Origin of the sequence: Pseudoponticoccus marisrubri (genome assembly GCF_001482405.1) — a bacterium.
Lineage (GTDB): Bacteria > Pseudomonadota > Alphaproteobacteria > Rhodobacterales > Rhodobacteraceae > Pseudoponticoccus > Pseudoponticoccus marisrubri.
This window is the reverse complement of sequence record NZ_LPXO01000006.1, coordinates 50,926-76,015: the sequence shown is the minus strand read 5'-3', so window position 1 is coordinate 76,015 and position 25,090 is coordinate 50,926. Positions and strand designations below refer to the sequence as shown.

Sequence of the window (25,090 nt, the reverse complement as noted above, 5' to 3'; positions counted from 1 at the left end):
TCACCCCGGTCGTCGCTCATGGATGCCATGTGCTTATGCGCCGGGACGGCGGCTTGCAAGCCAAGGCGCATCCTGGCGGCCGCAAACGGGCCTTGATCGCCCGCGGCTAGCGGGTCACGAGGATCCGCAGCCGCGCGCCCGCGGCACCCAGCAGCGCGCCGCCCAGCCCGGCCCAGAGCACCGTGGCAACCGCGCCGAGCAGCGACACCGCGCCCCCGCCCAGCCCGGGAAGGACACCGGCGCAGACGCCACCCGCCGCACCGAAGGCCGCGCCCAGCAGCAGATCGCCGCCCACGGGGTCCACATGCCGGCTGGCCAGCCCGCCGGCCAGCAGCCCCGCGATGAACTGGATGATCAAGGGCAGAATGTCCAAACCGCGTCCCCCGCATGACGCGCCGGTCCGTGCCGGCACGCGGTCAGGGATAGCGGGCTTGGCCGGGCCACGTAACGGGAAGCCGCGCGGCGGTTTCCCCTCAGCCGCGCTCTTTCAGCAGGCGCTGTTTCTGGCGGTTCCAGTCGCGCTTGGCCTCGGTGGCGCGCTTGTCCACCGTCTTCTTGCCCTTGGCGATGCCGATCTTGATCTTGGCGATGCCCTTGTGGTTGAAATAGAGCACCAGCGGGACAAGCGTCATGCCCTTGCGCTGGGTCTCGTTCCACAGCCGGGCCAGCTCGCGCTTGGAGCAGAGCAGCTTGCGCCGCCGCCGGTCGTCATGGCCGAACATGGCCTGCTCGTAAGGCGCGATATAGGCATTGACCAGCCACAGCTCGCCATTCTCGACCGCGGCATAGCTCTCGGCGATGTTCGAGGTGTTCTGGCGCAGCGACTTCACCTCGGACCCTTCCAGCACGATCCCGCATTCCAGATCGTCTTCGATCGCGTAATCGAAGCGCGCGCGCCGGTTCTCGGCGATCACCTTGTAGTTCGGGTTTGTCTTGGGTGTCTTGGCCATGGCCGCTGTAGATAGTCACGCCGGGGCCGCCTGTCCATGCCCCCGGGCCATTCGGACGGCGCGCAGGGGCCCCGTTGCCGGGACCCCTGCGGTCGGGGGCGGGGCATCCCCCGGGCCGGCGTTGACCGCCGGACTGCTCGAAGGCGAAGGGGGCTCAGTGCCGGCGGGTCAGGACAAAGCCGCTATGGCGCAGGCAGCCGATCCGGTAGACCGTGCGGTGCCGGCCCTTGTGCCAGGCGCGCAGGGCGCAACGTTTGGGCAGCAGGTGCGCGGCAGGGTAGTGCCGCTTCAGGCAGCGCCCGCCCAGCACGTGCCATGTCTTGTGCCGGCCCACGGCGCGGATGCAATGGCGGGGCAGGGCGGGCCGGTGCCACCCCTTCCGGGCGCCGTAATGGTGGTGCTTGCGGCCGGTGTGATGCGCCTCGACCGTGCCGTCCTGCACATGATCGAGGATCGCCCCCAGCACGAGCGCGGTGGCCGCGACGCCGGCCAGCGTCCTCAGCGTGTCGTCTTCGGCGCGGGCCGGGGCGGCGGCGAGCGTGGCGGCCACGGTCGTGGCGGCCAGCAGGCGGGCGAGCGGGTGTCGCAACATGATCGGTCTCCTTTCGGACGCGGGTGGGCGTGCGGTCGGGTCGCGGGCCGGGCCTGTCTTCGGGGCCGTCCCGGGGTCGGTGAAACCAGACTGTCCGCCGGGCGCGGAATCGGGCAATATCCGCCCGAGGTCATCGGATAGCGACCCGGCCTGTCGTGCCGCTATCCGATAACAGCCGCGCAACTGCCTGCCGTTATTGTCTTTCCGGAAAGACCCCACCAGATTGGCCGCATGAAACAGATCCTCTTCTCCCTCCTCCTCGCGCTGGCGCTGGCTCAGCCCGGTGCGGCCGCGGCTGACTGCTATGTCGAGTACAAGGCCAAGCAGGACAGCCCCCTGCGGCTGCATTACGGCATCCTCGCGATCGGGGGCAGCTGCCCCTCGGCCAATGCCGCGCAGCAGATCGCCGCCGACCGCGTGGCCGCCGGGGGGTGGACGCTTCTGACGGTGACCGGCCTGTCCACCACGCCCCCCTCCAGCCAGATGATTGCCAATGCCGGTCCCTACTATCTCCGCTTCTGAAAGCCGCCGCTCCGGCACCCGCATCGTCGCGCTGGGCATCGCCGCCATCGTGGCGATCCTGGTGCTCGCCGGCGCGCTGCTGATGCTGACCCTGCCCGATGCCAACGCGTTCAACGCGCGGGTCGAGCGGATCTTCGTCGAGAATGCCAGCCTGACCAGCCAGGCCGAGATCAAGCTGCTCGAGATCCTCGCCCAGTCGGGCACGGCCTTTGCCGACGTGCTGTCGGGCTACCGGATGGTGATCTTCGTGCTGCTGGTCTTCTCGGCCGCGATGCTGGTGGCGGCGCTGGTCTTCCTGGTGATGCTGGTGGCGCTGAACCGCCGCATGGCCCAGATCGAGCGCTCGGGCATCGAGGTGAACTCGCTCATCATCTCGCGCGACGAGAACACGGTCTACCTCAACACGATGGGGTTCAAGCTGACCGACGCGATGATGGAGACGCTGTCGGTGCTGGCCGAGGCGCGCCTGGATGACGAGATGCTCTCGGGCAGCCAGATCGAGGCGGTGATCTCGGGCCGCGCCGAGGCCGATTGCGACGAGGCCGCCGGCGCCACCCGCATCAAGCGCCTGCGCGACGGCCTGGGCAACCAGATCGTCAGCGAACTGCTCGTCAAGAACATCGCCCGCCGCGGCTACGTGCTGGCCATCGACAAGTCGGTGATCGAGGTGGTGTGAGGGCGGCGCCTGGCCATCCCGCGTCGGCGGGCCTCGAATGACCGCGCGCATGGGTGTTACCTGTCGGTGCCTCCCGCGACGCTCAATTGCCAGCCAGTCCCCACCCCGCCCCGAAGACATGGCCGCCATCGCCTGCGTGGCCTTGCGCATCGGGGGGCAAGCCGCCTATCTTGCAGGGACTTTCCGAAAAGGAGCTGCCCGCCGTGTCTTCCGACGATCCCCGCCCGCTGACCCTTCGCGATGTCTCCGAGGCGTCTGGCGTCTCGGAAATGACTGTCAGCCGCGTGCTGCGCAACCGTGGCGATGTCAGTCAGGCGACGCGCGAGAAGGTCATGGAGGCGGCCAAGGCGCTGGGCTACGTGCCCAACAAGATCGCGGGCGCGCTGGCCAGCCAGCGGGTGAACCTCGTGGCGGTGATCATCCCCAGCCTGCGCAACATGGTGTTCCCCGAGGTCATGTCGGGCATCTCGGCCGTGCTGGAGGAGACCGACCTTCAACCGGTGGTGGGCGTGACCGATTACATGCCCGAGAAGGAAGAGCGCGTGCTCTACGAGATGCTGTCCTGGCGGCCCTCGGGGGTGATCATCGCGGGGCTGGAGCACACGGATGCCTCGAAGGCGATGATGAAGGCCAGCGGCATCCCGGTGGTCGAGATCATGGACACCGACGGCACGCCGGTGGATTGCGCGGTCGGCATCAGCCATCGCCGCGCCGGGCGCGAGATGGCGCGCGCGATCCTCAAGCAGGGGTATCAGAACATCGGCTTCCTGGGCACCAAGATGCCGCTGGATCACCGCGCGCGGAAACGGTTCGAGGGGTTCACCGAGGCGCTGGCCAAGGAGGGCGTCGAGGTGATGGACCAGGAATTCTACTCGGGCGGCTCGGCGCTGGCCAAGGGGCGCGAGATGACCAAGACGATCCTCGAGCGCGAGCCCGAGCTGGATTTTCTCTACTACTCCAATGACATGATCGCCGCGGGCGGGCTGCTGCACCTGATGGATGCCGGGGTCGACATCCCCGGGCAGGTGGGTCTGGCCGGGTTCAACGGGGTCGAGCTGCTGCAGGGGCTGCCGCGGCAGCTGGCGACGATGGATGCCTGCCGGACCGAGATCGGCACCAAGGCGGCGCAGATCATCTCGGCCCGGGTCGAGGATCCCGAGGCCGAGGTCGAGCGCGTGATCGAACTGGCCCCGCGCATTTCCTACGGCGACACGCTCAAGCGCCGCTGACCGGGTGACGGTCCGGCTGGACAATGCGCTTGCCCGCCGGCTGTTCCTGCACGTCCATGCCCTGGGCGAGCCGCCCGCCGGGCCGGCCAGGGGCGATGCGCTGGCGGCGCTGATCGGGCGGCTGGGCTTCGTTCAGGTGGACAGCGTGCGCACGGTCGAGCGCGCGCATCACATGATCCTCTTTGCCCGGCGGCAGAGTTACCGCCCCGCCAACCTGCGCCCGCTGGTCGAGCGTGACCGCGCGCTGTTCGAGCACTGGACCCATGACGCGGCGGTGATCCCGATGGGATTCTACCCCTACTGGCACCTGCGCTTCGACCGGGACCGCGCGCGGCTGCAGCCGCGCTGGGAGAAGTGGCGCCGCGAGGGCTTTGCCGAGAAGATCGACGCGGTGCTGGCACAGATCGAGACCGAGGGGCCCTGTTCCTCGGCCGAGGTGGGCGAGGGCGAGGAGCGCCGCTCGGGCGGCTGGTGGGACTGGCACCCCTCCAAGACCGCGCTGGAATACCTGTGGCGCACCGGGCGGCTGGCCGTCAGCCGGCGCGAGGCGTTCCGCAAGGTCTATGACCTGAGCGAGCGGGTGATCCCCGAGCCGCTGCGCGCGCAGCGTCCCTCGGATGGCGAGGCGGTGGACTGGCTGTGTCGCGCGGCGCTGGAGCGGCTGGGCTTTGCCACGCATGGCGAGATCGCGGCCTTCTGGGACACGCTGCGCCCGGCCGAGGTGCGCGCGTGGTGCGAGAGGGCGCAGGCGGCGGGGCGCATCGAGCCGGTCGAGATCGAACTGGTCGATGGCAGCCTGCGCCGGGCCTTTGCCTTCCCCTTCCTGCGCGAGCGGGCCGAGGCGGCGCCGCGCCCGCCGGGCCGGATGCGCGTGCTCAGCCCCTTCGATCCCGTCTTGCGCGATCGCGCACGGGCCGAGCGGCTGTTCGGCTTTCACTACCGGATCGAGATCTTCACCCCGGCCGAGAAGCGGCGCTACGGCTACTACGTCTTCCCGCTGCTGGAGGGCGACCGGCTGGTCGGGCGTATCGACATGGTGGCCAACCGCGCGGATGGCGCGCTGGATGTCACCGCGCTCTGGCCCGAACGGGGCGTGCGCTGGGGCGAGGGGCGGCAGGCGCGGCTGGAGGCGGAACTGGCCCGCGTGGCGCGCTTTGCCGGGCTGGAAGAGGTCCGCTGGGCACCGGGCTGGCTGCGCCTGCCGTGAGGCGCTGACGGGAGAGGCAGGCGCGAAGGGACGCGCCCGAGCCTGGGTGGGCGCTTTGCGGGGGTCGGTCGGGGCGCTGTGCTCGAAAGCGCACATGTCGGGCGTGCGGGATACGACTTCGCCAATGCGCCCTCCCGGGGGGAGGGTCGGGCGCGGCCCGGGCTGACGCCCGCGCCATAAGGAACAGATGTCCTCTCTGCCCTGGACCGGCCCGCGTGTTAGCCGGCGGGCGGCCCCGCGTCGGGCGCCGGGTCGGGGCTGGCCGCGCCCGGGGTCAGCAGCGGGCGCAGCAGGGCGACGGGGTGGCGGCGCAGGGTCAGGCGCATGGCCACGAAATCCTCGACCACCTCCTCGCCTTCGGTCATCTGCGGCAGCTGTGCGGCGGCCTCGTGGATCGCCTCGCCGTCGATATCCTGCGCGAAGAGCGGCAGGTCGGGCCCCTTGGTCAGGGCCTTGGCCTCCCACAGCGCCTCGCGCCGGGCGAGGCCCAGCTCGGCAAAGACATCCGCCTCGGCCAGCCGCGCCAGCACCGCGGGCGCCAACCCGGCGCGGCGCCACACGTCGCGCACCGAGCGATAGCCGTTGCCGCGCGCGCTGGCGATCCAGGTGGCGTCCTCTTCGGAGAGCCCCTTGATCTGGCGGAACCCCAGCCGCAGCGCCAGCCCGCCGGTCTCGTCCGGCTCCATCGCGTTATCCCAGTAGCTGTGATTGATACAGATCGGCTTGACCCGCACCCCGTGCTCGCGCGCGTCGCGCACGATCTGCGCCGGGGCGTAGAACCCCATGGGCTGCGAATTGAGCAGCGCGCAGGCGAAGATGCCGGGATGGTGGTGCTTGATCCAGGCCGAGGCATAGACCAGCAGCGCGAAGCTGGCCGCGTGGCTTTCGGGAAACCCGTAGGAGCCGAACCCCTCGATCTGGCTGAAGCAGCGCTCAGCGAAGTCCGCGTCATAGCCGTTCTGTGCCATGCCGCGCAGGAACAGCGTGCGGAACTCGCTGACATTGCCGTGTTTCTTGAAGGTGGCCAGCGCGCGGCGCAGCCGGTCGGCCTGTTCCGGGGTGAAGCCCGCGCCGACGATGGCGATCTGCATCGCCTGTTCCTGGAACAGCGGCACGCCCAGCGTCTTGCCCAGAACCTCGCCCAGCGCGTCCGAGGGGAAGCTGACCTTCTCCTCGCCGTTGCGGCGGCGGATATAGGGGTGCACCATGTCGCCCTGGATCGGGCCGGGGCGGATGATCGCCACCTCGATCACCAGGTCGTAGAAACAGCGCGGCCGCATCCGCGGCAGGAAGTTCATCTGCGCCCGGCTCTCCACCTGGAAGACGCCGATGCTGTCGGCCCGGCACAGCATGTCATAGACCTTGGGATCCTCGGGCGGCAGCGTGGCCAGGCTGTGGCGCGGCCCGCCATGCAGCGCGATCAGGTCGAAGGCCTTGCGGATGCAGGTCAGCATGCCGAGGCTGAGCACGTCGACCTTGAGGATGCCCAGCGCGTCGATATCGTCCTTGTCCCAGCAGATCACCGTGCGCCCCTCCATGGTGGCGTTCTCGACCGGCACCAGCTCGTCCAGCCGGCCCTCGGTGATGACGAAACCGCCCACGTGCTGGGACAGGTGGCGGGGGAAGCCGATGATCTCGTGGATCAGCTCCATGGTCTGGCGCAGCCGCCGGTCGGCCGGGTCGAGCCCGATCTCGGCCAGGCGCTGCGTCTCCATCCCGTTGGTCGAGAAGAACCCCCAGAGCTGGCTGGACAGCGCGCCGATCGTGTCCTGGGACAGGCCCATGGCGGCGCCGACCTCGCGGATGGCGCGCTTGCCGCGGTAATGAATCACCGTGGCACAAAGCCCGGCACGGTGGCGGCCGTAGCGCTCGTAGATGTGCTGGATCACCTCCTCGCGGCGCTCGTGCTCGAAATCCACGTCGATATCGGGCGGCTCGTCGCGCGCCTCCGAGACGAAGCGCTCGAACACCATGGTGCCGATCTCGGGGCTGACCGAGGTCACGCCGAGGCAGTAGCAGACCACCGAGTTCGCCGCCGAGCCGCGCCCCTGGCACAGGATGCCGCGCGACCGGGCAAAGGCCACGATGTCGCGCACGGTCAGGAAATAGGGCTCGTAGTTCAGCTTGGCGATCAAGGTCAGCTCGTGCTGCATCATCGCGCGCACCTTGTCGGGGGCGCCCTGCGGATAGCGCCAGTCCAGCCCCTCTTGCGCCAGCCGGGCCAGCCGTTCGGTGGGGGTCTCGCGGTCGGTGATCTCGGACGGGTACTCGTAGCGCAGCGTGGCGATGTCGAAGCGGCACTTGTCGGCCAGCGCGGCGGCCCGGTCCACCGCCGCCCCGTGCGGGCCCAGCAGGCGGCGCATCTCGGCCTCGGAACGCAGGCGCTGCTCGCCATTGGCCAGCGCGTCGCGGCCCAGCTCGGGCACGGTGCGATGGGTGCGGATCGCGGTCAGCACGTCGGCCAGCCGGCGGCGGCGGCCGTGATGCAGGATCGGCGCGGCGCTGGCCACCGTGGGCAGGGTCAGGTGGCAGGCCAGCGCGGTCAGCCGCTCGAACCGCGCGCGGTCCTGCCCGTCATAGACCGGGCTGAGCGCCAGGTGCATCTGCCCGGCGAGGCGGCGCGACAGCCGTTCGGCATGTTGCAGCCAGCCATCCGAGGCGTCCGGATCCGACACGGGATGTGGCGGGGCGTGCAGGATCAGCTGCAGCCCGCCCATGTCGTCCGGCAGGTCGGAGAGGTGCAGCTCGCACGACCCTTTCCGCGTCCTGAGCCGCCCGGCCGAGATCAGCCGGCAGAGCCGCGCCCAGCCGGTGCGGGTGGCGGCCAGCGCGGTCATCTCGAGCCCCTCGGCAAAGACCAGCCGCGTGGCGGGAATCAGCCGCGGCACATTGCGCGTCGGCAGGCCGGGGGCGGACAGGCCCTCGGGGCAGGGCGGGCCGATGATCCCCTCGCGCGCGATCTGCGCGTCGATCTCGGCCACCTGCCGGGCGATCTCGCGCGCATGGGTATGCGCCCGCACGATTCCCGCGACCGAGTTCACATCGGCGATGGCGATCGCCGACAGGCCCGACAGCGCGGCGCGCTCCATGTATTCCTCGGGATGCGAGGCCCCGGTGAGGAAGGTGAAATTCGAGGTGATGCAGAGCTCGGCGAACATGGGTCGCAGGATAGTTCATGTTTTGTTCTTTTTCGAGTCCTGCCGCCACGTGCCGCGATCACATCTGGCGGCGGTGCCGGGCCTCAGGCGCGGCGATGCGGGGCGAAGAGCGCGGCGAGGCCGAGGATCACGCCCGAGACCGTGGCGATCATGCCCGCGGCCGAAACCGAGGCCGTGGCGCCCAGCCAGAGCGGGCCGTAGCCGGCCAGCACGTAGCCCAGGATGGCCGAGAGCAGCGCGAACAGCATGGACCACCCGATCTGCGCCTCCAGCCGGTTGGTCATCAGCCGCGCCGCAGCGGGCGGGCAGATGAACATGGCGATGACGATGATCGAGCCCACCGCGTCGAAGGCGGCCACCGCGGCCAGCGCCGCCATGACCACGATTCCCAGCCCGATCAGGTCGGTGGGCAGGCCCAGCGCGCGGGCAAAGCCCTCGTCGAAGGTGGCCAGTTTCAGCGGCCGCCAGAACAGCCATGTCAGCACCGCCACCACGGCAAAGGTCGCGGCCATGCGCAGCGCCTCGGGCGGCAGCCCGGCCAGCGCCAGCGGATCCAGCAGCGAGCCCCAGCCCGTGGCGTCCAGCCAGATCAGGCTTTCGAGATTGCCGTAGAGCGCGTGTTCCACGTCGATATGCACGCCCGAGGTGTCGGTCTGTTCCAGCAGCAGCACGCCGCCGGCGAACATGGCGGTGAAGACCACGCCCATGGCGGCGCCCGATTCGACCTTGCCGAAGCGGCGGATCGCCTCGATCAGCAGGACCGACACCAGCGCCGCCCCCGCCGCGCCCGCCATCATCGGCAGCGCCGCGATCGTCCCGGTGACGAGGAAGGCGACCACGATCCCCGGCAGCACCACGTGGCTGATCGCGTCGCCGATCAGCGACTGGCGCCGCAACAGCAGGAAATTCCCCGGCAGGGCACAGGCCATGGCGGCGAAACAGCCGATCAGGATCGGCGTCAGCGACAGCGTGACGAATTCCGCCCCCATCACAGCGCCTCCCGCGGGGTCAGGCGCGCGTCCAGCTCGGCCAGCTGGTCGCGGGTCAGCACCTCTTCGATCCGGGTCAGCCCGTCATCGCGCGGTGCCAGTTCGGACAGGGTGTCGGCGCGGCGCAGCTCCTGCCAGCGGGCCTCGTCGCGCAGGGCGGCGGCCGCGGCCCGGCGACCGGCCTCGGTGGCCACGCCATCGGCGCGCACCAGCCCGTGATCGCGCAGCATGCGCTGCGTCAGCCTTTCATAGACTGGCTGGCCATGGGCCAGCGCCAGCAGGCCCTGACGCAGGTGGACGCGGTGTTGCAGGCGACGATGCCGCAGCGCGGCCGCCAGGATGCCGCGCGAGGGCGCGAAGAAGAGCGAGGCCGCGAAGAGCGCGAAAGCCATCAGCACGATGATCGGTCCGGTGGGCAGGTCCGGCGCCGTGGCCGACAGCGCTGCGCCGGCATAGCCGGACAGGCCGCCGAACAGCCCCGAGAGCAGCGCCACCGTGGTGGCGTCCTCGGTCCAGAAACGCGCGGCCACGGGCGGGATGATCAGCAGCGCGACGATCAGGATCAGCCCGACGATCTTGAGCCCGACCACGGTCACCGCCATGACCAGCGTCATCAGCATCAGGTCCAGCGCGCGCACGTTCAGCCCCTGCACCTCGGCATGGCCCTCGTCGAAGGCGATCATCAGCAGCGGCCGGCGCAGCACGAAGGTGGCGGCCAGCACCAGCGCACCGCCCGCCGCGATCAGCAGCGCGTCGCCCCTCAGCATCCCGGCGGTGGAGCCCAGAAGGAACCCCTCCAACCCGGCCTGCCGGCCGGCGGAAAGCGTCTGGATCACCGTCAGCAGCACGATGCCGAAGCCGAAGAAGACCGACAGGACCGCGCCGATTGCCGCGTCCTCGCTCAGCCGCGTGGCACGGCCCATCCAGCTGACCAGCCACAGCCCCACCCAGGAGGACAGCGCCGAGCCCAGCATCAGCACAGGCAGCAGGCGCCCGTCGCCACCCAGCGCCACCAGCACGAGGAAGGCCAGCGCCAGCCCCGGCAGGGTGGCGTGGCTGACCGCGTCCGAGACCAGCGCGCGCTTGCGAAGATAGAGGAAGGCGCCGACCGCCCCGGCGGCCACGCCCAGCATGGTGGCGCCGATGGCAACCAGCGTGGCGTTGTAGCCCAGTTGCAGGGTCAGCGCGTCGAGCAGCATCTCAGCCCGCGCGGGCCACCAGCCCGTCGCCCAGCCGCCCGCCATAGGTGGCGCGCAGCGTCTCGTCGGTGAAGGCCTCGGCCACCGGGCCCTCGGCCATGCGGCGGCGGTTGATCAGGAAGACACGGTCGAAATAGGCCTCGACCGTGGACAGGTCGTGATGCACGGCGACCACGGTCTTGCCCTCGTCGCGCAGCGATTTCAGCACGGCGATGATCGCCGCCTCGGTCGCCGCGTCCACGCCGGCAAAGGGTTCGTCCAGCAGGTAGAGATCGGCTTCCTGCGCCAAAGCCCGTGCGAGGAAGACGCGCTGCTGCTGGCCGCCCGACAGCTGGCCGATCTGGCGATCGGCGAACTCGGCCATGCCGACGCGGTCGAGACAGGCCATGACCTTGTCCATATGGCGCGCCCGCACGCGGCGCAGCAGTCCCAGCTCGCGGTAGAGCCCCATCAGCACCACGTCGCGCACCTGCGTGGGGAAGTCCCAGTCGACGCTGGCGCGCTGGGGCACATAGGCGATGCGGGCCCGCTGGCTTGCCAGCGGCGCGCCCCAGGCGGTGACGCGGCCGGCCAGCGGCTTGACCACGCCCAGCGCCGCCTTGAGCAGCGTCGACTTGCCCGCGCCGTTCGGCCCGATGATCGCGGTCATGGCGCCGGGGGCGACGCTCATGTCGACCGAGAAGACCACCGGCTCGGCCCCGTAGGAGACGGTGACGCCGCGCAGGGCCAGCGGCAGGTGGCCCAGGTCCTCGCGGACCGGCTGGCCGTGATCGGTGACAAGGTCCAGGGGGCTCATCTCAGCTGCCCGCCGAAAGCTTGCCGACCATGCCGTCCGCCGGGGCCTCGCCCCCCAGCGCGCGCGCGATGGTGGTCACGTTGTGGTCGATCATGCCCAGATAGGTGCCCTCATAGGTGCCGGGCTGGCCCATCGCGTCCGAGAAAAGCTCGCCGCCGATCTTCACCTCGTGGCCCTGCGCCGCCGCGCCCTCGATCAGGGCGCGCACGTTGCGGTCGGACACCGAGCTTTCGACGAAGACCGCACCGATCCCGCGCGAGACCAGCGTATCGACCAGCGCGCCGATGCGCTGCAGCCCGGCCTCGGATTCGGTCGAGATGCCCTGGATTCCCATCACCTCGTAGCCGTATTCGCGGCCGAAATAACCGAAGGCATCATGCGCGGTGACCAGCACGCGGGCCTGTTGCGGCACGGTGTCCAGCACGCGGCGCCCATAGGCGCCGATCTCGGCCATCTCGGCGAGGTAGCTCTCGGCATTGTCGGTAAAGCTGGCCGCCGCCTCGGGGCGTGCCTCGATAAGCGCGTCCCGGATCCCCTCGACCGCGTGGCGCCAGAGCTCCGGCACCATCCACAGGTGCGGATCGGCACGCCCGTCATAATCGGCATGGCGCAAGAGGAGCTCCTGCGGGGTGGCCTCGGCCACGGCATGGACCGCGTTGCGCTCGCCGAGCTTCAGCAGGAACTCCTCGAGCTGCGCCTCGAGGTAATGGCCGTTCCACAGCACCATGTCGGCGCGGGTCATGGCCACGATGTCCGAGCGGGTCTGGCGATAGCTGTGCGGATCGACCCCGGGGCCCATCAGCGCCTGCACCTCGACCGCGTCACCGCCCACGCGGCGGGCGGCATCGGCCACCATGCCGGTCGTGGCCACGAGGTCGAGCCGCGTGTCGGCCAGGGCACGAGTGCCGGTCAGGGGCAGGGCGGCCAGGGTGGCCAGGGTCTGTCGTCGGGTCAGCATCATGTCGGCTCGCATTGGTTACGGTCGTCGGTGCATTGCAGATGAATATGAGAGTCATTCGCATGAAGTCAATGCAGTTGCGACTTGATCGCAATAAAGACAGCCCGGGGCGCCCCGATGTCACGCGCCCTGCCGCTTTTCCGGGCAGCCGCTGCGGCCGGTTCAGGGCGACCCGGGCAGGGGCTGCCGGGACGTCCGTCTTGCACTCGGGGCGCGTGCAGGGCAGGCTCGCCGCAATTCCGGCGTCAGGAGGAGACTGCCTTGACCCTCACCACGTCCCAGGGCTCCACCGGGTTGCAGCCGGTGCCGCAGACCGAGCTGCCGCGCAATCCGGGCATGGAGCTCGACATGGGCTGGGTCCGCGCGGCCCGGGCCAACCGCTCGGCCATCGAACGCCGGGCCGCGACGCTGCCCGGGCGGCGCAGCGTGAAGAAGGCGCACCAGGCGGCCTGGCTGGCGCGCGCCATCTCGTGCATCGACCTGACCACGCTGGCCGGCGACGACACGCCGGGCCGGGTCGCGCGGCTTTGCGCCAAGGCCCGCCAGCCGGTGCGCGCCGACCTGCTGGACGCGATCGGCCTGCCCGGGCTGACCGTCGGCGCGGTCTGCGTCTACCATGACATGATCGCCCCGGCGGTCGCGGCGCTGCAGGGCACCGGAATCCCCGTGGCGGCGGTCTCGACCGGGTTCCCGGCCGGGCTGTCGCCCTTCCACCTGCGCCTGGCCGAGATCGGCGAGAGCGTGCAGGCGGGCGCCGCCGAGATCGACATCGTGATCTCGCGCCGCAAGGTGCTGACCGGCGACTGGCAGGGGCTTTACGACGAGATGCGCGCCTTCCGCGCCGCCTGCGGCGAGGCGCATGTGAAGGCGATCCTTGCCACGGGCGAGCTGGGCACGCTGCAGAACGTGGCACGCGCCTCGCTGGTCTGCATGATGGCGGGGGCGGATTTCATCAAGACCTCGACCGGCAAGGAAAGCGTCAACGCCACGCTGCCCGTCAGCCTGGTGATGCTGCGCGCGATCCGCGACTACCACGAGCGTACCGGCATCCATGTGGGCTACAAGCCGGCGGGCGGCATCTCCAAGGCCAAGGACGCGGTGACCTACCTGGCGCTGGTCAAGGAGGAGCTGGGCGACCGCTGGCTGCGCCCGGACCTGTTCCGCTTCGGCGCCTCGAGCCTGCTGGGCGATATCGAGCGGCAGCTGGAGCACCACGTGACCGGGGCCTATTCCGCGTCCTGGCGTCACGCCATGGGGTGAGCGGGTCATGAGTATTTGGAAAGAGAAGAAGCCCGGGATGCGCCCATGCAGATGAGCCCCGAATACGTGCTGTTCGGCGTGGCGGTGCTGATCGTCATCCTGTCGAGCCATTGGCGGCGGTCGCGCCTGCGCCGCGCGGTGCGCGACCTGTCCACCCCGGCGCGGCGGCAGCTGGGCCCGGAGCCGGAATTCGAGCCGCCCGCCGGGGCGGCGACCGGGGACCTGCAGGCCTTCGCGGCGCTGCACCGGCGCACCAAACGCATCCAGCATGTTTGCTGGGGGCTGGCCCTGCTGTGGCTGGCCTATGTTCTCGTCCTGCTGTCGGGAGGCACCGCGCCATGAGCGTCAAGGAGATCTTCGAGACCATGGAATACGGACCGGCGCCGGAGAGCGCGGGCGATGCGCTGGCCTGGATCACCGACCAGGGCGCGCGCTTCGGCCATTTCATCGACGGCGCCTTCACCGCGCCGAGCGAGGGGTTCGAGAGCCGCAACCCCGCCACCGGCGAGGTGCTGGCCGAGTTGACGCAGGCGAGCCAGGCCGATGTGGACAGCGCGGTGGCCGCGGCGCGCCGGGCGCAGCCGGGCTGGGCGGCGCTGGGCGGGCCGGGACGGGCGCGCTATCTCTATGCGCTGGCCCGGCTGATGCAGAAACATGCCCGGCTGCTGGCCGTTCTGGAGACGCTGGACAACGGCAAGCCCATCCGCGAGAGCCGCGACATCGACATCCCGCTGGCCCAGCGGCATTTCTACTATCACGCCGGCATGGCGCAGCTGATGGAGGAAGAGCTGCCCGGCCGCGTGGCGCATGGCGTCTGCGGCCAGATCGTGCCGTGGAACTTTCCGCTGCTGATGCTGGCCTGGAAGATCGCGCCGGCGCTGGCGATGGGCAACACGGTGGTGCTGAAACCGGCCGAGTGGACCTCGCTGACCGCGCTGTGCTTTGCCGATCTCTGCCGCCAGGCCGGGCTGCCGGCGGGCGTGGTCAACATCGTCACCGGGGACGGCGCGGTGGGCGAGCGGATCGTGGCGGCCGAGGTCGACAAGATCGCCTTTACCGGCTCGACCGAGGTGGGCCGGCGGATCCGGACCGCCACGGCCGGGCGCGGCATCGCGCTGACGCTCGAGCTGGGCGGCAAGTCGCCTTACGTGGTCTTCGAGGATGCCGACCTGGACAGCGCGGTCGAGGGGTTGGTGGACGCGATCTGGTTCAACCAGGGGCAGGTCTGCTGCGCCGGCTCGCGCCTGCTGGTGCAGGAGGGGATCTCGGAGAGTTTCCTGGCCCGCCTGCGCGCGCGGATGGACAAGTTGCGGCTGGGTGATCCGCTGGACAAGTGCATCGACGTGGGCGCCATCGTGGACCCGGTGCAGAAGGACCGGATCGCGGCGCTGGTCGAGGGCGCGGGCGGCGAGGTGTACCGCGCCGATTGCCCGGTGCCCGAGGGCTGTTTCTACCCGCCCACGCTGATCTCGGGCCTGTCGCCGGCCGATCCGCTGATGCAGGAGGAGATCTTCGGCCCGGTGCTGGTGGCCTCGACCTTCCGCACGCCCGCCGAGGCGATCGCGCTGGCCAATGACACGCGCTACGGGCTGGCCGCCAGCGTGTGGTCCGAGAACATCAACACCGCGCTGGACGTGGCGCCCAAGCTGGAAGCGGGCGTGATCTGGGTCAACGGCACCAACATGTTCGATGCCGCCGCCGGGTTCGGCGGGCTGCGCGAGAGCGGTTTCGGCCGCGAGGGCGGCTGGGAGGGGCTGATGGCCTATACCCGCCCGGCCGAGACGTCCGCGCCGCTGGTGCCCCGCGCCGCGCCGCAGGGCGACGCGGTGGAGCCGCAGGCGGTGGACCGGACCGCCAAGCTCTATATCGGTGGCAAGCAGGTGCGCCCCGATGGCGGCTATGCCCGCAACGTTCATGACGCGCAGGGCCGGCTGGTGGGGCAGGCACCCATCGCCAATCGCAAGGACGTGCGCAACGCCGTCGAGGCGGCGCGCGGGGCGGCCGGCTGGTCGGCGGCCACGGCGCATCTGCGCGCGCAGGTGCTGTATTACGTGGGCGAGAACCTGGCCGCGCGGCGCGAGGAATTTGCCGCCCGGCTCGACCGGATGTCGGGCGAGGCGACCGGCGCGGCCGAGGTGGATGCGGCGGTGGACCGGCTGTTCACCTATGCCGCCTGGGCGGACAAGTTCGACGGGCAGGTCCGCTCGGTCCCGCTGCGCGGCGTGGCACTGGCCATGCGCGCGCCCTGCGGCGTGATCGGCGCGCTCTGCCCCGAAGAGGCGCCGCTGCTGGGCTTCGTGTCGGTCATGGCGCCGGCCATCGCCATGGGCAACCGCGTGGTGCTGGTCGCCTCCGAGCCGCACCCGCTGGCGGCGACGGATTTCTACCAGGTGCTCGAGACCTCGGACGTGCCGGGCGGGGTGGTCAACATCCTGACCGGGTCGCATGCCGAGCTGGCCCCGGTGCTGGCCGCGCATATGGACGTGGAGGCGGTCTGGTCCTTCTCCTCGGCCGATCTGTCGGGCGTGATCGAGCGCGAAGCGGCCGGCAATCTCAAGCGCAGCTGGGTCAATGACGGCCGGGCGCGCGACTGGCATGCCGCGCCGGGCCGCGCTTTCCTGGACGCCGCGACCGAGGTCAAGACGGTCTGGATCCCCTACGGCGCCTGACGCGGGCCCAATGCGCCCGCGTCCTCCTGCGCCGGAGCTGCCGCGCAAAGCGGCGCGTCGGCGGAGGATGGCGGGTCGCGACCTTGGTGACATTGAGATTTCACAGGGCCGATGCTATCTTGAGACATGCCCTGCGCCGGGGCCTGTGCGGCGTGACGTGAAAAGGAGGACGATGTCCTGTCTTCGATGGCGAGTGCGGCGCCAGCCGCTGAGCGGGGTCCGGCCATGACGGCCATGACCCGATCCGGCCCGACGAGCGATGCGATCCTCGCGGCCGTTCTGGAACTCCTCTCCGACAACAAGGCCGAAGATGTCGTGCAGGTCGATCTGCGCGGCAAGTCCTCGGTCTGCGATCACATGGTGATCTGCTCGGGGCGGTCGTCGCGGCAGGTGGCCGCGATCTCGGACCGCGTGTCCGAGGAACTCAAGGCGCAGATGGGCCTGTCCTGCAAGACCGAGGGCAAGGAGACCGGCGACTGGGTTCTGATCGACGCGGGCGACGTGGTCGTGCACGTGTTCCGCCCGGAAGTGCGCGAGTTCTACCAGCTCGAGAAGATGTGGCTGCCTGCCGAGACCGCGGCCACGCCCCAATAGGCCCGCCATGCGCGTGACGCTCTGCGCCGTGGGGCGCCTGCGCAAGGGGCCCGAGAAGGCGCTGGTCGATGATTACCTCACCCGGTTCGACCGGACCGGGCGGGGGCTTGGGCTGGGTCCGCTGGACCTTGTCGAGATCGACGAGCGCAAGGGCGGCGGCATGGAGGGCGAGGCCGCGCTGATCCGGCGCGCCCTACCGGACGGCGCCGCCCTGTGCATCCTGGACGAGCGCGGCCGCCAGATGCCCTCGCCGGAATTTGCCACACAGCTTGCCGCCTGGCGTGACAGGGGAATGCCGCGCGCCGCTTTCGTGATCGGCGGGGCGGACGGGGTTCTGCCCGCGCTGCGGGCCGAGGCCGACCTGCTGCTGTCTTTCGGGCCGATGGTCTGGCCGCACATGCTGGTGCGGGTCATGCTGGCCGAACAGCTTTATCGCGCGGCCTCGATCCTGGCTGGCGCGCCATATCATCGGGTCTGACCGGCTCAGCTATAGGCGATCCAGAGCAGCACCCCGCCCAGCACCACGCGGTACAGCACGTAGGGCGTGAAGCTGACCGAGCGGAGCAGCCGCATCATCAGCCAGAGCGCCCCCAGCGCGGCGACAAAGGCGAACCCGGCGGCGATGGCGCCGTCGCGGGCGGCCTGCGCATCGGCGCTGCCTGCCACTTCCAGCCCCAGAAGCGTGCCCGAGGCGAGGATCGTGGGGATCGACATCAGCATGGCCAGCTTGGCGCCGTCGGCGCGGGCATAGCCCAGCTGCCGCGCCGCGGTGATGGTGATGCCCGATCGTGACGTGCCCGGGATCAGCGCCACCGCCTGCCACAGCCCCATGACGATGGCGTCGCGCAGGGTCCAGTCGCGGTCGGTCTTGTCCTGCCCGCCGGTCCGGTCGGCCCAGTAGAGCACCAGCCCGAAGACCAGCATCGCCCAGCCGATCACGGCGGTCGAGCGCAGCGCATCGTCCAGCCCCGTCAGCTTGAGCACGAGCCCCGCCAGGATCACGGGGATCGTGGCGATGACCAGCAGGAAGGCAAGGTTTGCGCCCGGGGTGTCGCGTTTGCCGCGCAGAAGCCGGGGCAGGCCGGCCGCGGCGATCTTCACGTCCTGCCGGAAAAACAGGATCACGGCGAAAAGTGTGCCCACATGCACGGCAACGTCGATCACCTGCCCCTGATCCTCCATCCCCGTGAGGCTTGGCAAAAGAATCAGGTGACCGGAGGAGGAAATCGGGAGAAACTCGGTCACGCCCTGGATCAGCGCGAGGATCAGAAGCTGGGTCAGGGGCATGTCACGTGTCCGGCGGCTGGGGTCGCGCCGGGTATACGGATTTGACGAAACGAGGAAAGCCCCCGATTTGGGTCCGATCTGGCCATAAAATTTGACGCGAGCCGGGCAAATAATCCCGCCCGAGTGTCGAAAACTCGCATTTAGGTCAGCACGTCTGACTTTTATTCGCGTGCGGGCTTGTGTAAAGCAGGCGCCGATACGCTCACTTCCCCGAAAGGCACCGTGACCATGGCCAAACAGCCGATGCTGAAATTCGTGTCCGTCGACCGCGAGATGCCCGAGAAGCGCGACGCCAACGTGCGCAACAAGGATTTCGGCGAGATTTACGCAGAGTACGCCGACCAGAAGGCCAAGGAGCAGTCCGCCCGCTGCAGCCAGTGCGGCGTGCCCTATTGCCAGAGCCACTGCCCGCTGCACAACAACATCCCCGACTGGCTGCGCCTGACCGCGACGGGGCGGCTTCAGGAAGCCTACGAGGTCAGCCAGGCGACCAACACCTTCCCCGAGATCTGTGGCCGGATCTGCCCGCAGGACCGCCTGTGCGAGGGCAATTGCGTCATCGAGCAGTCGGGCCACGGCACGGTCACCATCGGCGCGGTCGAGAAATACATCACCGACACCGCCTGGGAGGAAGGCTGGGTCAAGCCCATCGCCCCGGTCGAGGAGCGCCGCGAGAGCGTGGGCATCATCGGTGCCGGCCCGGGCGGGCTGGCGGCGGCCGACATGCTGCGCCGCGCCGGCGTGCAGGTCACGGTCTATGACCGCTATGACCGCGCGGGCGGGCTGCTGACCTACGGCATCCCCGGCTTCAAGCTGGAAAAGCCCATCGTCATGCGCCGCAACGAGCAGCTCGAGGCCGGCGGCGTGCGCTTCCGCCTGAACTGCAACGTGGGCGAGGACCTGTCCTTCGACGAGATCCGGGCACAACATGATGCGGTCATCATCGCGACCGGCGTCTACAAGTCGCGTGACCTGGGCGGGCCGGGTGCGGGCGCCGACGGTATCGTCAAGGCGCTGGACTACCTGACCGCGTCGAACCGGGCGTCGAATTTCGGCGACACGGTCGAGGCCTTCGAAAGCGGCACGCTGAACGCCAAGGGCAAGAATGTCGTGGTGATCGGGGGCGGCGATACGGCGATGGACTGCGTGCGCACGGCGATCCGGCAGGGCGCGAAGAGCGTCAAGTGCCTTTATCGCCGCGACCGCGCCAACATGCCGGGCAGCCAGCGCGAGGTGCAGAACGCCGAGGAGGAGGGCGTCGTCTTCGAGTGGCTGACCGCGCCCAAGGGCTTCAAGGGCGAGCCGGTCAATGCCGTGGTCGTGCAGAAGATGCGGCTGGGCGCGCCGGACGCGACGGGCCGCCAGACGCCTGAAATCATTGAAGGCTCCGACTACGAAGAGCCGGCCGACCTTGTCATCAAGGCGCTGGGCTTCGAGCCCGAGGAGCTGCCGACGCTCTGGGGCCAGCCCGAGCTGGAAGTGACCCGCTGGGGCACGATCAAGGCCGAGTTCACCTCGGGCCGCACCGCCATGGAGGGGGTCTATGCGATCGGCGACATCGTGCGCGGCGCGAGCCTCGTGGTCTGGGCGATCCGCGACGGGCGCGATTGCGCCGAGGCCGTTCTGAGTGATCTGGCGACTCGCGGCAGCGCGGTGGCGGCCGAGTGAGGGAACCGTCCGTTTCGTACGGTTCGGGCAGCAAGTCTGCCGGTTCGTACGAAACGGTCACGCAGGCCATGCCGCCATCGCCCGCCAAGGCGGGCGGCACGGGAAGGGTCAGCGGCACTGACCCGCAGGGAGCGAAGCGTTAAGGATGTCTGACACCACACGGGACCGGAGCGGAGGCTGCATGTGCGGCGCGGTGCGTTTCACCGCGCGCGACGTGCCGGCCACCTGCGGCGTCTGCCATTGCGAGATGTGCCGCCGCTGGACCGGCTCGGCACTGATCGAAGTGTCCGTGCCCACCGAGAACGTGACCTGGGAGGACGAGACCTATCTTGGCCGCTTCGCCTCCAGCCACTGGGCCGAACGCGGCTTCTGCACGCGCTGCGGCACGGGGCTGTTCTTTCGCGTGACGATGGAGGGCGAGTGGTTCGGCAGCACCGAACTGCCCATCGGCGTCTTCGACGATCCGAACGGGTTCGAGATCGCCCACCAGATCTTTATCGACCACAAGCCCGACAGCTTTGCCTATTCCGGTCAGGAGACGCACACGCTGCTGACCCGGGCCGAGTGCGTGGCGAAATTTTCTGTGCTCGACGAGGACGCCCCGGTGGGATGAGGGCAGCGGCGATGCACGGGCTAGATGAGACGAACAACACAGGCGCGGCGCGGGATCTGCTTGCGGCGCGGTGCAACACGGGCCGGGCCGCGCAGAGGCGCGACGGTCGCTGAGGAAGGGAGTTTCCGCGATGACGAAGTTTGACACCGATTGGGCGCGCGCCGAGGAAACCAAGCGCAAGTGGATGTCGGAAAACGGCCTCTACCATGAAAGCGAGGAGCATTCCTCCTGCGGGGTGGGCCTGACCGTCAGCCTGGACGGCAAGCCGTCGCGCAGCGTCGTGGAGGCGGGGATCACCGCGCTCAAGGCGATCTGGCACCGCGGCGCGGTGGATGCGGACGGCATGACCGGCGACGGCGCGGGCATACATGTGCAGATCCCGGTGCCCTTCTTCTACGACCAGATCCAGCGCACCGGCCACGACCCGCGCAAGGACGAGCTGATCGCGGTGGGGCAGGTCTTTCTGCCGCGCACCGATTTCGGCGCGCAGGAGGCCTGCCGGACCATCGTCGAGACCGAAGTGCTGCGCATGGGCCACTACATCTATGGCTGGCGCCACGTGCCGGTGAATGTCGACTGCCTGGGCGAGAAGGCCAATGCCACGCGGCCCGAGATCGAGCAGATCCTGATCTCGAACGCCAAGGGCGTGGACGAGGAAACCTTCGAGCGCGAGCTGTACGTCATTCGCCGCCGGATCGAGAAGGCCGCCGGCGCGGCCGGGATCACCGGGCTCTATATCGCCTCGCTGTCCTGCCGGTCGATCATCTACAAGGGCATGATGCTGGCCGAGCAGGTGTCGGAATTCTATCCCGACCTGCAGGACGAACGGTTCGAGTCCTCCTTCGCGATCTACCACCAGCGCTATTCCACCAATACCTTTCCGCAATGGTGGCTGGCACAGCCCTTCCGGATGCTGGCCCATAACGGCGAGATCAACACGCTGAAGGGCAACACCAACTGGATGAAGAGCCACGAGATCCGCATGGCCCACGCGGCCTTCGGTGACATGGCCGAGGACATCAAGCCGATCATCGCCAACGGGTCCTCCGACTCGGCCGCGCTCGATTCGGTGTTCGAGGTGCTGGTGCGCGCGGGCCGCAACGCGCCCATGGCCAAGACCATGCTGGTGCCGGAATCCTGGTCCAAGCAGGCGGTCGAGCTGCCGCAATCCTGGCGCGACATGTATTCCTACTGCAACTCGGTGATGGAGCCCTGGGACGGCCCCGCGGCGCTGGCCATGACCGACGGGCGCTGGGTCTGCGGCGGGCTGGACCGCAACGGGCTGCGGCCGATGCGCTACGTCGTGACCGGCGACGGCATGCTGATCGCGGGCTCCGAGGTGGGCATGGTGCCGACGGACGAGGCCACGGTGCGCGAGAAGGGCGCGCTGGGCCCGGGCCAGATGATCGCCGTCGACATGAAGGAGGGCAAGCTCTACCACGATGTCGAGATCAAGGACCGACTGGCCTCTGCGCTGCCTTTCGGCGAATGGGTCGGCAAGATCACCGAGCTGGACGAGCCGCTGGCCGCGCTGACCGAGACGCCGCTCTTCGACGGGGCCGAGCTGCGCCGCCGCCAGATCGCCGCCGGCTACACGATCGAGGAGCTGGAAAGCGTCCTGTCGCCCATGGTGGAGGATGCCAAGGAGGTCGTGGCCTCGATGGGCGACGACACGCCCTCGGCCGTGCTGTCCAAGCGCTATCGCCCGCTGTCGCATTATTTCCGCCAGAACTTCAGCCAGGTGACCAACCCGCCGATCGACAGCCTGCGCGAATTCCGCGTCATGTCGCTCAAGACGCGTTTCGGCAATCTCAAGAACGTGCTGGATGAAAGCAGCGCCCAGACCGAGATCCTGGTGCTGGACACGCCCTTCGTGGGCAATGCCCAGTTCGAGGCGCTGAAGGAGCATTTCAACGCGCCCTGCACCGAGATCGACTGCACCTTCGCCCCCGGCGAGGGCGCGCTGCGGCTGGGGCTGGAGCGGATCCGCTCGGAGGCCGAGGATGCCGTGCGCTCGGGCGCCGGCCACATCATCCTGACCGACGAGCATTGCGGCCCCGACCGGGTGGCGATGCCGATGATCCTGGCCACCAGCGCGGTGCACAGCCACCTGACGCGCAAGGGGCTGCGGACCTTCTGCTCGCTCAACGTGCGGGCGGCGGAATGCATCGACCCGCATTACTTCGCCGTGCTGATCGGCGCGGGCGCGACCATCGTGAACCCCTACCTGGCCGAGGACAGCCTGGCCGACCGGATCGGGCGCGGCCTGCTGGAGATGGACCTGACCACCGCCATGGCACGCTACCGCGAGGCGATCGACCAGGGCCTGCTCAAGATCATGTCCAAGATGGGCATCAGCGTGATCTCGTCCTATCGCGGCGGGCTGAACTTCGAGGCGGTGGGCCTGAGCCGCGCCATGTGCGCCGAGTATTTCCCCGGCATGATCAGCCGGATCTCGGGCATCGGCGTCAGCGGCATCCAGAAGAAGGCCGAAGAGATCCACGCGCTGGGCTTCCGCGGCGGGCGCGACGTGCTGCCGATCGGCGGCTTCTACAAGATGCGCAAATCGGGCGAGACCCATGCCTGGGGCGCGCAGGTCATGCACCTGATGCAGGCGGCCTGCGACCGTGCCAGCTTCGAGATGTGGAAGCAGTATTCCAACGCGATGCAGGCCAACCCGCCGATCCACCTGCGCGACCTGCTGGCGATCAAGCCCCTGGGCAAGTCGATCCCCATCGAGGAGGTCGAGAGCATCACCTCGATCCGCAAGCGTTTCGTCACGCCCGGCATGTCGCTGGGCGCGCTCAGCCCCGAAGCGCACAAGACGCTGAACGTCGCCATGAACCGCATCGGCGCCAAGTCCGATTCGGGTGAGGGCGGCGAGGATCCGGCGCATTTCGTGCCCGAGCCCAATGGCGACAACCCCTCGGCCAAGATCAAGCAGGTGGCCTCGGGCCGCTTCGGCGTGACCGCCGAGTATCTCAACCACTGCGAAGAGCTTGAGATCAAGGTCGCCCAGGGCGCCAAGCCGGGCGAGGGCGGCCAGCTGCCGGGGATGAAGGTCACAGACCTGATCGCGCGTCTGCGGCATTCGACCAAGGGCGTGACGCTGATCTCGCCTCCGCCGCACCATGACATCTACTCGATCGAGGACCTTGCCCAGCTGATCTACGATCTCAAGCAGATCAACCCGACCGTGAAGGTGACGGTCAAGCTGGTGGCCTCGTCGGGCGTGGGCACCATTGCCGCGGGTGTGGCCAAGGCCGAGGCCGACGTGATCCTGATCTCGGGCCATAATGGCGGCACCGGCGCCAGCCCGGCGACCAGCATCAAATATGCCGGCCTGCCCTGGGAGATGGGCCTGACCGAGGCGCACCAGGTGCTGGCGATGAACAACCTGCGCGACCGCGTGGTGCTGCGCACCGATGGCGGGCTGCGCACCGGGCGCGACATCGTCATGGCCGCGATGCTGGGGGCCGAGGAATACGGCATCGGCACCGCCGCGCTGATCGCCATGGGCTGCATCATGGTGCGCCAGTGCCAGTCCAACACCTGCCCGGTCGGTGTCTGCACGCAGGACGAGGCGCTGCGCGCCAAGTTCACCGGCAATGCCGACAAGGTGGTCAACCTGATCACCTTCTACGCCCAGGAGGTGCGCGAGATCCTGGCCGAGATCGGCGCCCGCTCGTTGGACGAGGTGATCGGCCGGGCCGACCTGCTCAGCCAGGTCAGCCGCGGGGCCGAGCATCTCGACGATCTGGACCTCAACCCGCTGCTGATCCGCGTCGACGGCTCGGACGAGATCGAGTACAACCGCGACCGGCCGCGCAACCCGGTGCGCGACACGCTGGATGCCGAGATCGTGCGCGATGCCGCCCGCTTCCTGCAAGATGGCGAGAAGATGCAGCTCTCCTACGCGGTGATGAACACGCACCGCACCGTGGGCACTCGCGTCTCGAGCCATATCGTGCGCAAGTTCGGCATGCGCAACGCGCTGCAGCCCGACCACCTGCATGTCAAGCTGACCGGCAGCGCCGGCCAGTCGCTGGGGGCCTTCGCGGCCCCGGGGCTCAAGCTCGAAGTGTCGGGCGATGCCAATGACTACGTGGGCAAGGGCCTGTCGGGCGGTCTGATCGTCGTGCGCCCGCCGCTGGTCAGCCCGCTGGCCGCGTCCGAGAACACGATCATCGGCAACACCGTGCTCTACGGCGCCACGGACGGCCACCTCTTTGCCGCCGGCAAGGCGGGTGAGCGCTTTGCCGTGCGCAACTCGGGCGCGCGCGTGGTGGTCGAGGGCTGCGGCTCGAACGGGTGCGAATACATGACCGGCGGCGTGGCGGTGATCCTCGGCCGGATCGGGGCCAATTTCGGCGCCGGCATGACCGGGGGCATGGCCTATCTCTACGATCCCGAGGGGCAGGCGCCGGACATGATGAACATGGAAAGCCTCGTGACCTGCAAGGTGACCACGCCTGAATGGGAGGCCGAGCTCAAGGGCCTGATCGAACGCCATTTCGCCGAGACCAAGAGCCGCAAGGCCGAGGACATCCTGCAGAACTGGGACATCGAGAAGGACAACTTCCTGCAGGTCTGCCCGCGCGAGATGCTGGACAAGATCCCGCACCCGCTGGGCATCGAGGATGACCTGGCGGTGCCGGCGGAATAGGCCGGTGTCGCAGGACACTCCCGAGGGCCCGGGCGTTGTCCCGGGCCCTTGGCCATC

General features: G+C 69.4%; 21 protein-coding genes. 12 read left to right on the top strand and 9 right to left on the bottom strand.

Going from position 1 to position 25,090, the window contains the following annotated elements; all coding sequences use genetic code 11:
• Positions 1 to 106 precede the first annotated feature (106 nt).
• From AVJ23_RS11465 to AVJ23_RS11455, 3 genes are all read right to left on the bottom strand, one after another.
• Positions 107 to 373, bottom strand: coding sequence for a hypothetical protein (locus AVJ23_RS11465; protein ID WP_058862333.1), 267 nt, complete (start codon positions 371 to 373; stop codon positions 107 to 109).
• 100 nt (positions 374 to 473) lie between these two features.
• On the bottom strand, positions 474 to 950 hold the full coding sequence (smpB, locus tag AVJ23_RS11460; RefSeq protein WP_058862332.1) for an SsrA-binding protein SmpB: 477 nt from the start codon (positions 948 to 950) through the stop codon (positions 474 to 476).
• 154 nt (positions 951 to 1,104) lie between these two features.
• Positions 1,105 to 1,542, bottom strand: a complete 438-nt coding sequence (locus AVJ23_RS11455; protein WP_058862331.1) for a hypothetical protein — start codon at positions 1,540 to 1,542, stop codon at positions 1,105 to 1,107.
• Positions 1,543 to 1,773: 231 nt separating this feature from the next.
• Between AVJ23_RS11455 and AVJ23_RS11450 the strand changes: the two genes are divergently transcribed.
• The 4 genes from AVJ23_RS11450 (at position 1,774) to AVJ23_RS11435 (ending at position 5,176) form a co-directional block, all read left to right on the top strand.
• On the top strand, positions 1,774 to 2,064 hold the full coding sequence (locus AVJ23_RS11450; RefSeq protein ID WP_058862330.1) for a hypothetical protein: 291 nt from the start codon (positions 1,774 to 1,776) through the stop codon (positions 2,062 to 2,064).
• Complete coding sequence (locus tag AVJ23_RS11445) at positions 2,036 to 2,740, top strand: winged helix-turn-helix domain-containing protein (protein WP_058862329.1); 705 nt, start codon at positions 2,036 to 2,038, stop codon at positions 2,738 to 2,740. Before AVJ23_RS11450 ends, AVJ23_RS11445 begins: the two co-directional genes overlap by 29 nt.
• A gap of 203 nt (positions 2,741 to 2,943) precedes the next feature.
• Complete coding sequence (locus AVJ23_RS11440; protein WP_058862328.1) at positions 2,944 to 3,969, top strand: LacI family DNA-binding transcriptional regulator; 1,026 nt, start codon at positions 2,944 to 2,946, stop codon at positions 3,967 to 3,969.
• Between the two features lie 4 nt (positions 3,970 to 3,973).
• On the top strand, positions 3,974 to 5,176 hold the full coding sequence (locus AVJ23_RS11435) for a winged helix-turn-helix domain-containing protein (protein ID WP_058862327.1): 1,203 nt from the start codon (positions 3,974 to 3,976) through the stop codon (positions 5,174 to 5,176).
• Between the two features lie 218 nt (positions 5,177 to 5,394).
• Here AVJ23_RS11435 and AVJ23_RS11430 read toward each other — a convergent pair whose 3' ends face one another.
• From AVJ23_RS11430 to AVJ23_RS11410, 5 genes are all read right to left on the bottom strand, one after another.
• A complete protein-coding gene (locus tag AVJ23_RS11430; RefSeq protein ID WP_058862326.1) occupies positions 5,395 to 8,334 on the bottom strand; it encodes an error-prone DNA polymerase in 2,940 nt (979 codons plus the stop codon).
• Positions 8,335 to 8,417: 83 nt separating this feature from the next.
• Positions 8,418 to 9,323, bottom strand: a complete 906-nt coding sequence (locus AVJ23_RS11425; RefSeq protein WP_058862325.1) for a metal ABC transporter permease — start codon at positions 9,321 to 9,323, stop codon at positions 8,418 to 8,420.
• On the bottom strand, positions 9,323 to 10,522 hold the full coding sequence (locus AVJ23_RS11420; protein ID WP_058862534.1) for a metal ABC transporter permease: 1,200 nt from the start codon (positions 10,520 to 10,522) through the stop codon (positions 9,323 to 9,325). The genes AVJ23_RS11425 and AVJ23_RS11420 overlap by 1 nt, the downstream gene beginning before the upstream one ends.
• Position 10,523: 1 nt before the next feature.
• Entirely contained in the window at positions 10,524 to 11,318 is a 795-nt protein-coding gene (locus AVJ23_RS11415; RefSeq protein ID WP_058862324.1) for a metal ABC transporter ATP-binding protein, read from the bottom strand.
• A gap of 1 nt (position 11,319) precedes the next feature.
• Positions 11,320 to 12,276, bottom strand: a complete 957-nt coding sequence (locus AVJ23_RS11410; protein ID WP_058862533.1) for a metal ABC transporter solute-binding protein, Zn/Mn family — start codon at positions 12,274 to 12,276, stop codon at positions 11,320 to 11,322.
• Positions 12,277 to 12,537: 261 nt separating this feature from the next.
• On the opposite strand from AVJ23_RS11410, the gene deoC reads away from it, so the two are divergent.
• The 5 genes from deoC (at position 12,538) to rlmH (ending at position 17,277) form a co-directional block, all read left to right on the top strand.
• Positions 12,538 to 13,536 carry a deoxyribose-phosphate aldolase gene (deoC, locus tag AVJ23_RS11405; protein ID WP_437176753.1) on the top strand — a complete coding sequence of 333 codons (999 nt, stop codon included), beginning with the start codon at positions 12,538 to 12,540 and terminating at the stop codon, positions 13,534 to 13,536.
• A 51-nt stretch (positions 13,537 to 13,587) separates the two neighbouring features.
• Positions 13,588 to 13,878, top strand: coding sequence for a hypothetical protein (locus tag AVJ23_RS11400; protein ID WP_157772668.1), 291 nt, complete (start codon positions 13,588 to 13,590; stop codon positions 13,876 to 13,878).
• On the top strand, positions 13,875 to 16,205 hold the full coding sequence (locus AVJ23_RS11395) for an aldehyde dehydrogenase family protein (RefSeq protein ID WP_058862322.1): 2,331 nt from the start codon (positions 13,875 to 13,877) through the stop codon (positions 16,203 to 16,205). The genes AVJ23_RS11400 and AVJ23_RS11395 overlap by 4 nt, the downstream gene beginning before the upstream one ends.
• 225 nt (positions 16,206 to 16,430) lie before the next feature.
• Positions 16,431 to 16,799, top strand: coding sequence for a ribosome silencing factor (gene rsfS, locus AVJ23_RS11390; protein ID WP_084794513.1), 369 nt, complete (start codon positions 16,431 to 16,433; stop codon positions 16,797 to 16,799).
• A 7-nt stretch (positions 16,800 to 16,806) separates the two neighbouring features.
• Positions 16,807 to 17,277, top strand: a complete 471-nt coding sequence (rlmH, locus tag AVJ23_RS11385; protein ID WP_058862321.1) for a 23S rRNA (pseudouridine(1915)-N(3))-methyltransferase RlmH — start codon at positions 16,807 to 16,809, stop codon at positions 17,275 to 17,277.
• Positions 17,278 to 17,282: 5 nt separating this feature from the next.
• Here rlmH and AVJ23_RS11380 read toward each other — a convergent pair whose 3' ends face one another.
• Entirely contained in the window at positions 17,283 to 18,086 is an 804-nt protein-coding gene (locus AVJ23_RS11380) for an undecaprenyl-diphosphate phosphatase (RefSeq protein ID WP_058862320.1), read from the bottom strand.
• 228 nt (positions 18,087 to 18,314) lie between these two features.
• On the opposite strand from AVJ23_RS11380, the gene AVJ23_RS11375 reads away from it, so the two are divergent.
• The 3 genes from AVJ23_RS11375 (at position 18,315) to gltB (ending at position 25,033) form a co-directional block, all read left to right on the top strand.
• Positions 18,315 to 19,754, top strand: coding sequence for an NAD(P)-dependent oxidoreductase (locus tag AVJ23_RS11375; RefSeq protein WP_058862319.1), 1,440 nt, complete (start codon positions 18,315 to 18,317; stop codon positions 19,752 to 19,754).
• Between the two features lie 145 nt (positions 19,755 to 19,899).
• Positions 19,900 to 20,367, top strand: coding sequence for a GFA family protein (locus tag AVJ23_RS11370; protein WP_240484623.1), 468 nt, complete (start codon positions 19,900 to 19,902; stop codon positions 20,365 to 20,367).
• A gap of 130 nt (positions 20,368 to 20,497) precedes the next feature.
• On the top strand, positions 20,498 to 25,033 hold the full coding sequence (gene gltB, locus AVJ23_RS11365) for a glutamate synthase large subunit (RefSeq protein WP_058862317.1): 4,536 nt from the start codon (positions 20,498 to 20,500) through the stop codon (positions 25,031 to 25,033).
• Positions 25,034 to 25,090 lie beyond the last annotated feature (57 nt).

Coding starts and splice junctions, on each gene's coding strand:
- smpB (WP_058862332.1), bottom strand. CDS start 950: ATGGCCAAGACACCCAAGACAAACCCGAACTACAAGGTGATCGCCGAG.
- AVJ23_RS11455 (WP_058862331.1), bottom strand. CDS start 1,542: ATGTTGCGACACCCGCTCGCCCGCCTGCTGGCCGCCACGACCGTGGCC.
- AVJ23_RS11450 (WP_058862330.1), top strand. CDS start 1,774: ATGAAACAGATCCTCTTCTCCCTCCTCCTCGCGCTGGCGCTGGCTCAG.
- AVJ23_RS11445 (WP_058862329.1), top strand. CDS start 2,036: ATGCCGGTCCCTACTATCTCCGCTTCTGAAAGCCGCCGCTCCGGCACC.
- AVJ23_RS11430 (WP_058862326.1), bottom strand. CDS start 8,334: ATGTTCGCCGAGCTCTGCATCACCTCGAATTTCACCTTCCTCACCGGG.
- AVJ23_RS11425 (WP_058862325.1), bottom strand. CDS start 9,323: ATGGGGGCGGAATTCGTCACGCTGTCGCTGACGCCGATCCTGATCGGC.
- AVJ23_RS11420 (WP_058862534.1), bottom strand. CDS start 10,522: ATGCTGCTCGACGCGCTGACCCTGCAACTGGGCTACAACGCCACGCTG.
- AVJ23_RS11415 (WP_058862324.1), bottom strand. CDS start 11,318: ATGAGCCCCCTGGACCTTGTCACCGATCACGGCCAGCCGGTCCGCGAG.
- AVJ23_RS11410 (WP_058862533.1), bottom strand. CDS start 12,276: ATGCTGACCCGACGACAGACCCTGGCCACCCTGGCCGCCCTGCCCCTG.
- AVJ23_RS11400 (WP_157772668.1), top strand. CDS start 13,588: ATGAGCCCCGAATACGTGCTGTTCGGCGTGGCGGTGCTGATCGTCATC.
- AVJ23_RS11395 (WP_058862322.1), top strand. CDS start 13,875: ATGAGCGTCAAGGAGATCTTCGAGACCATGGAATACGGACCGGCGCCG.
- rsfS (WP_084794513.1), top strand. CDS start 16,431: ATGACGGCCATGACCCGATCCGGCCCGACGAGCGATGCGATCCTCGCG.
- rlmH (WP_058862321.1), top strand. CDS start 16,807: ATGCGCGTGACGCTCTGCGCCGTGGGGCGCCTGCGCAAGGGGCCCGAG.
- AVJ23_RS11380 (WP_058862320.1), bottom strand. CDS start 18,086: ATGCCCCTGACCCAGCTTCTGATCCTCGCGCTGATCCAGGGCGTGACC.
- AVJ23_RS11375 (WP_058862319.1), top strand. CDS start 18,315: ATGGCCAAACAGCCGATGCTGAAATTCGTGTCCGTCGACCGCGAGATG.
- AVJ23_RS11370 (WP_240484623.1), top strand. CDS start 19,900: ATGTCTGACACCACACGGGACCGGAGCGGAGGCTGCATGTGCGGCGCG.
- gltB (WP_058862317.1), top strand. CDS start 20,498: ATGACGAAGTTTGACACCGATTGGGCGCGCGCCGAGGAAACCAAGCGC.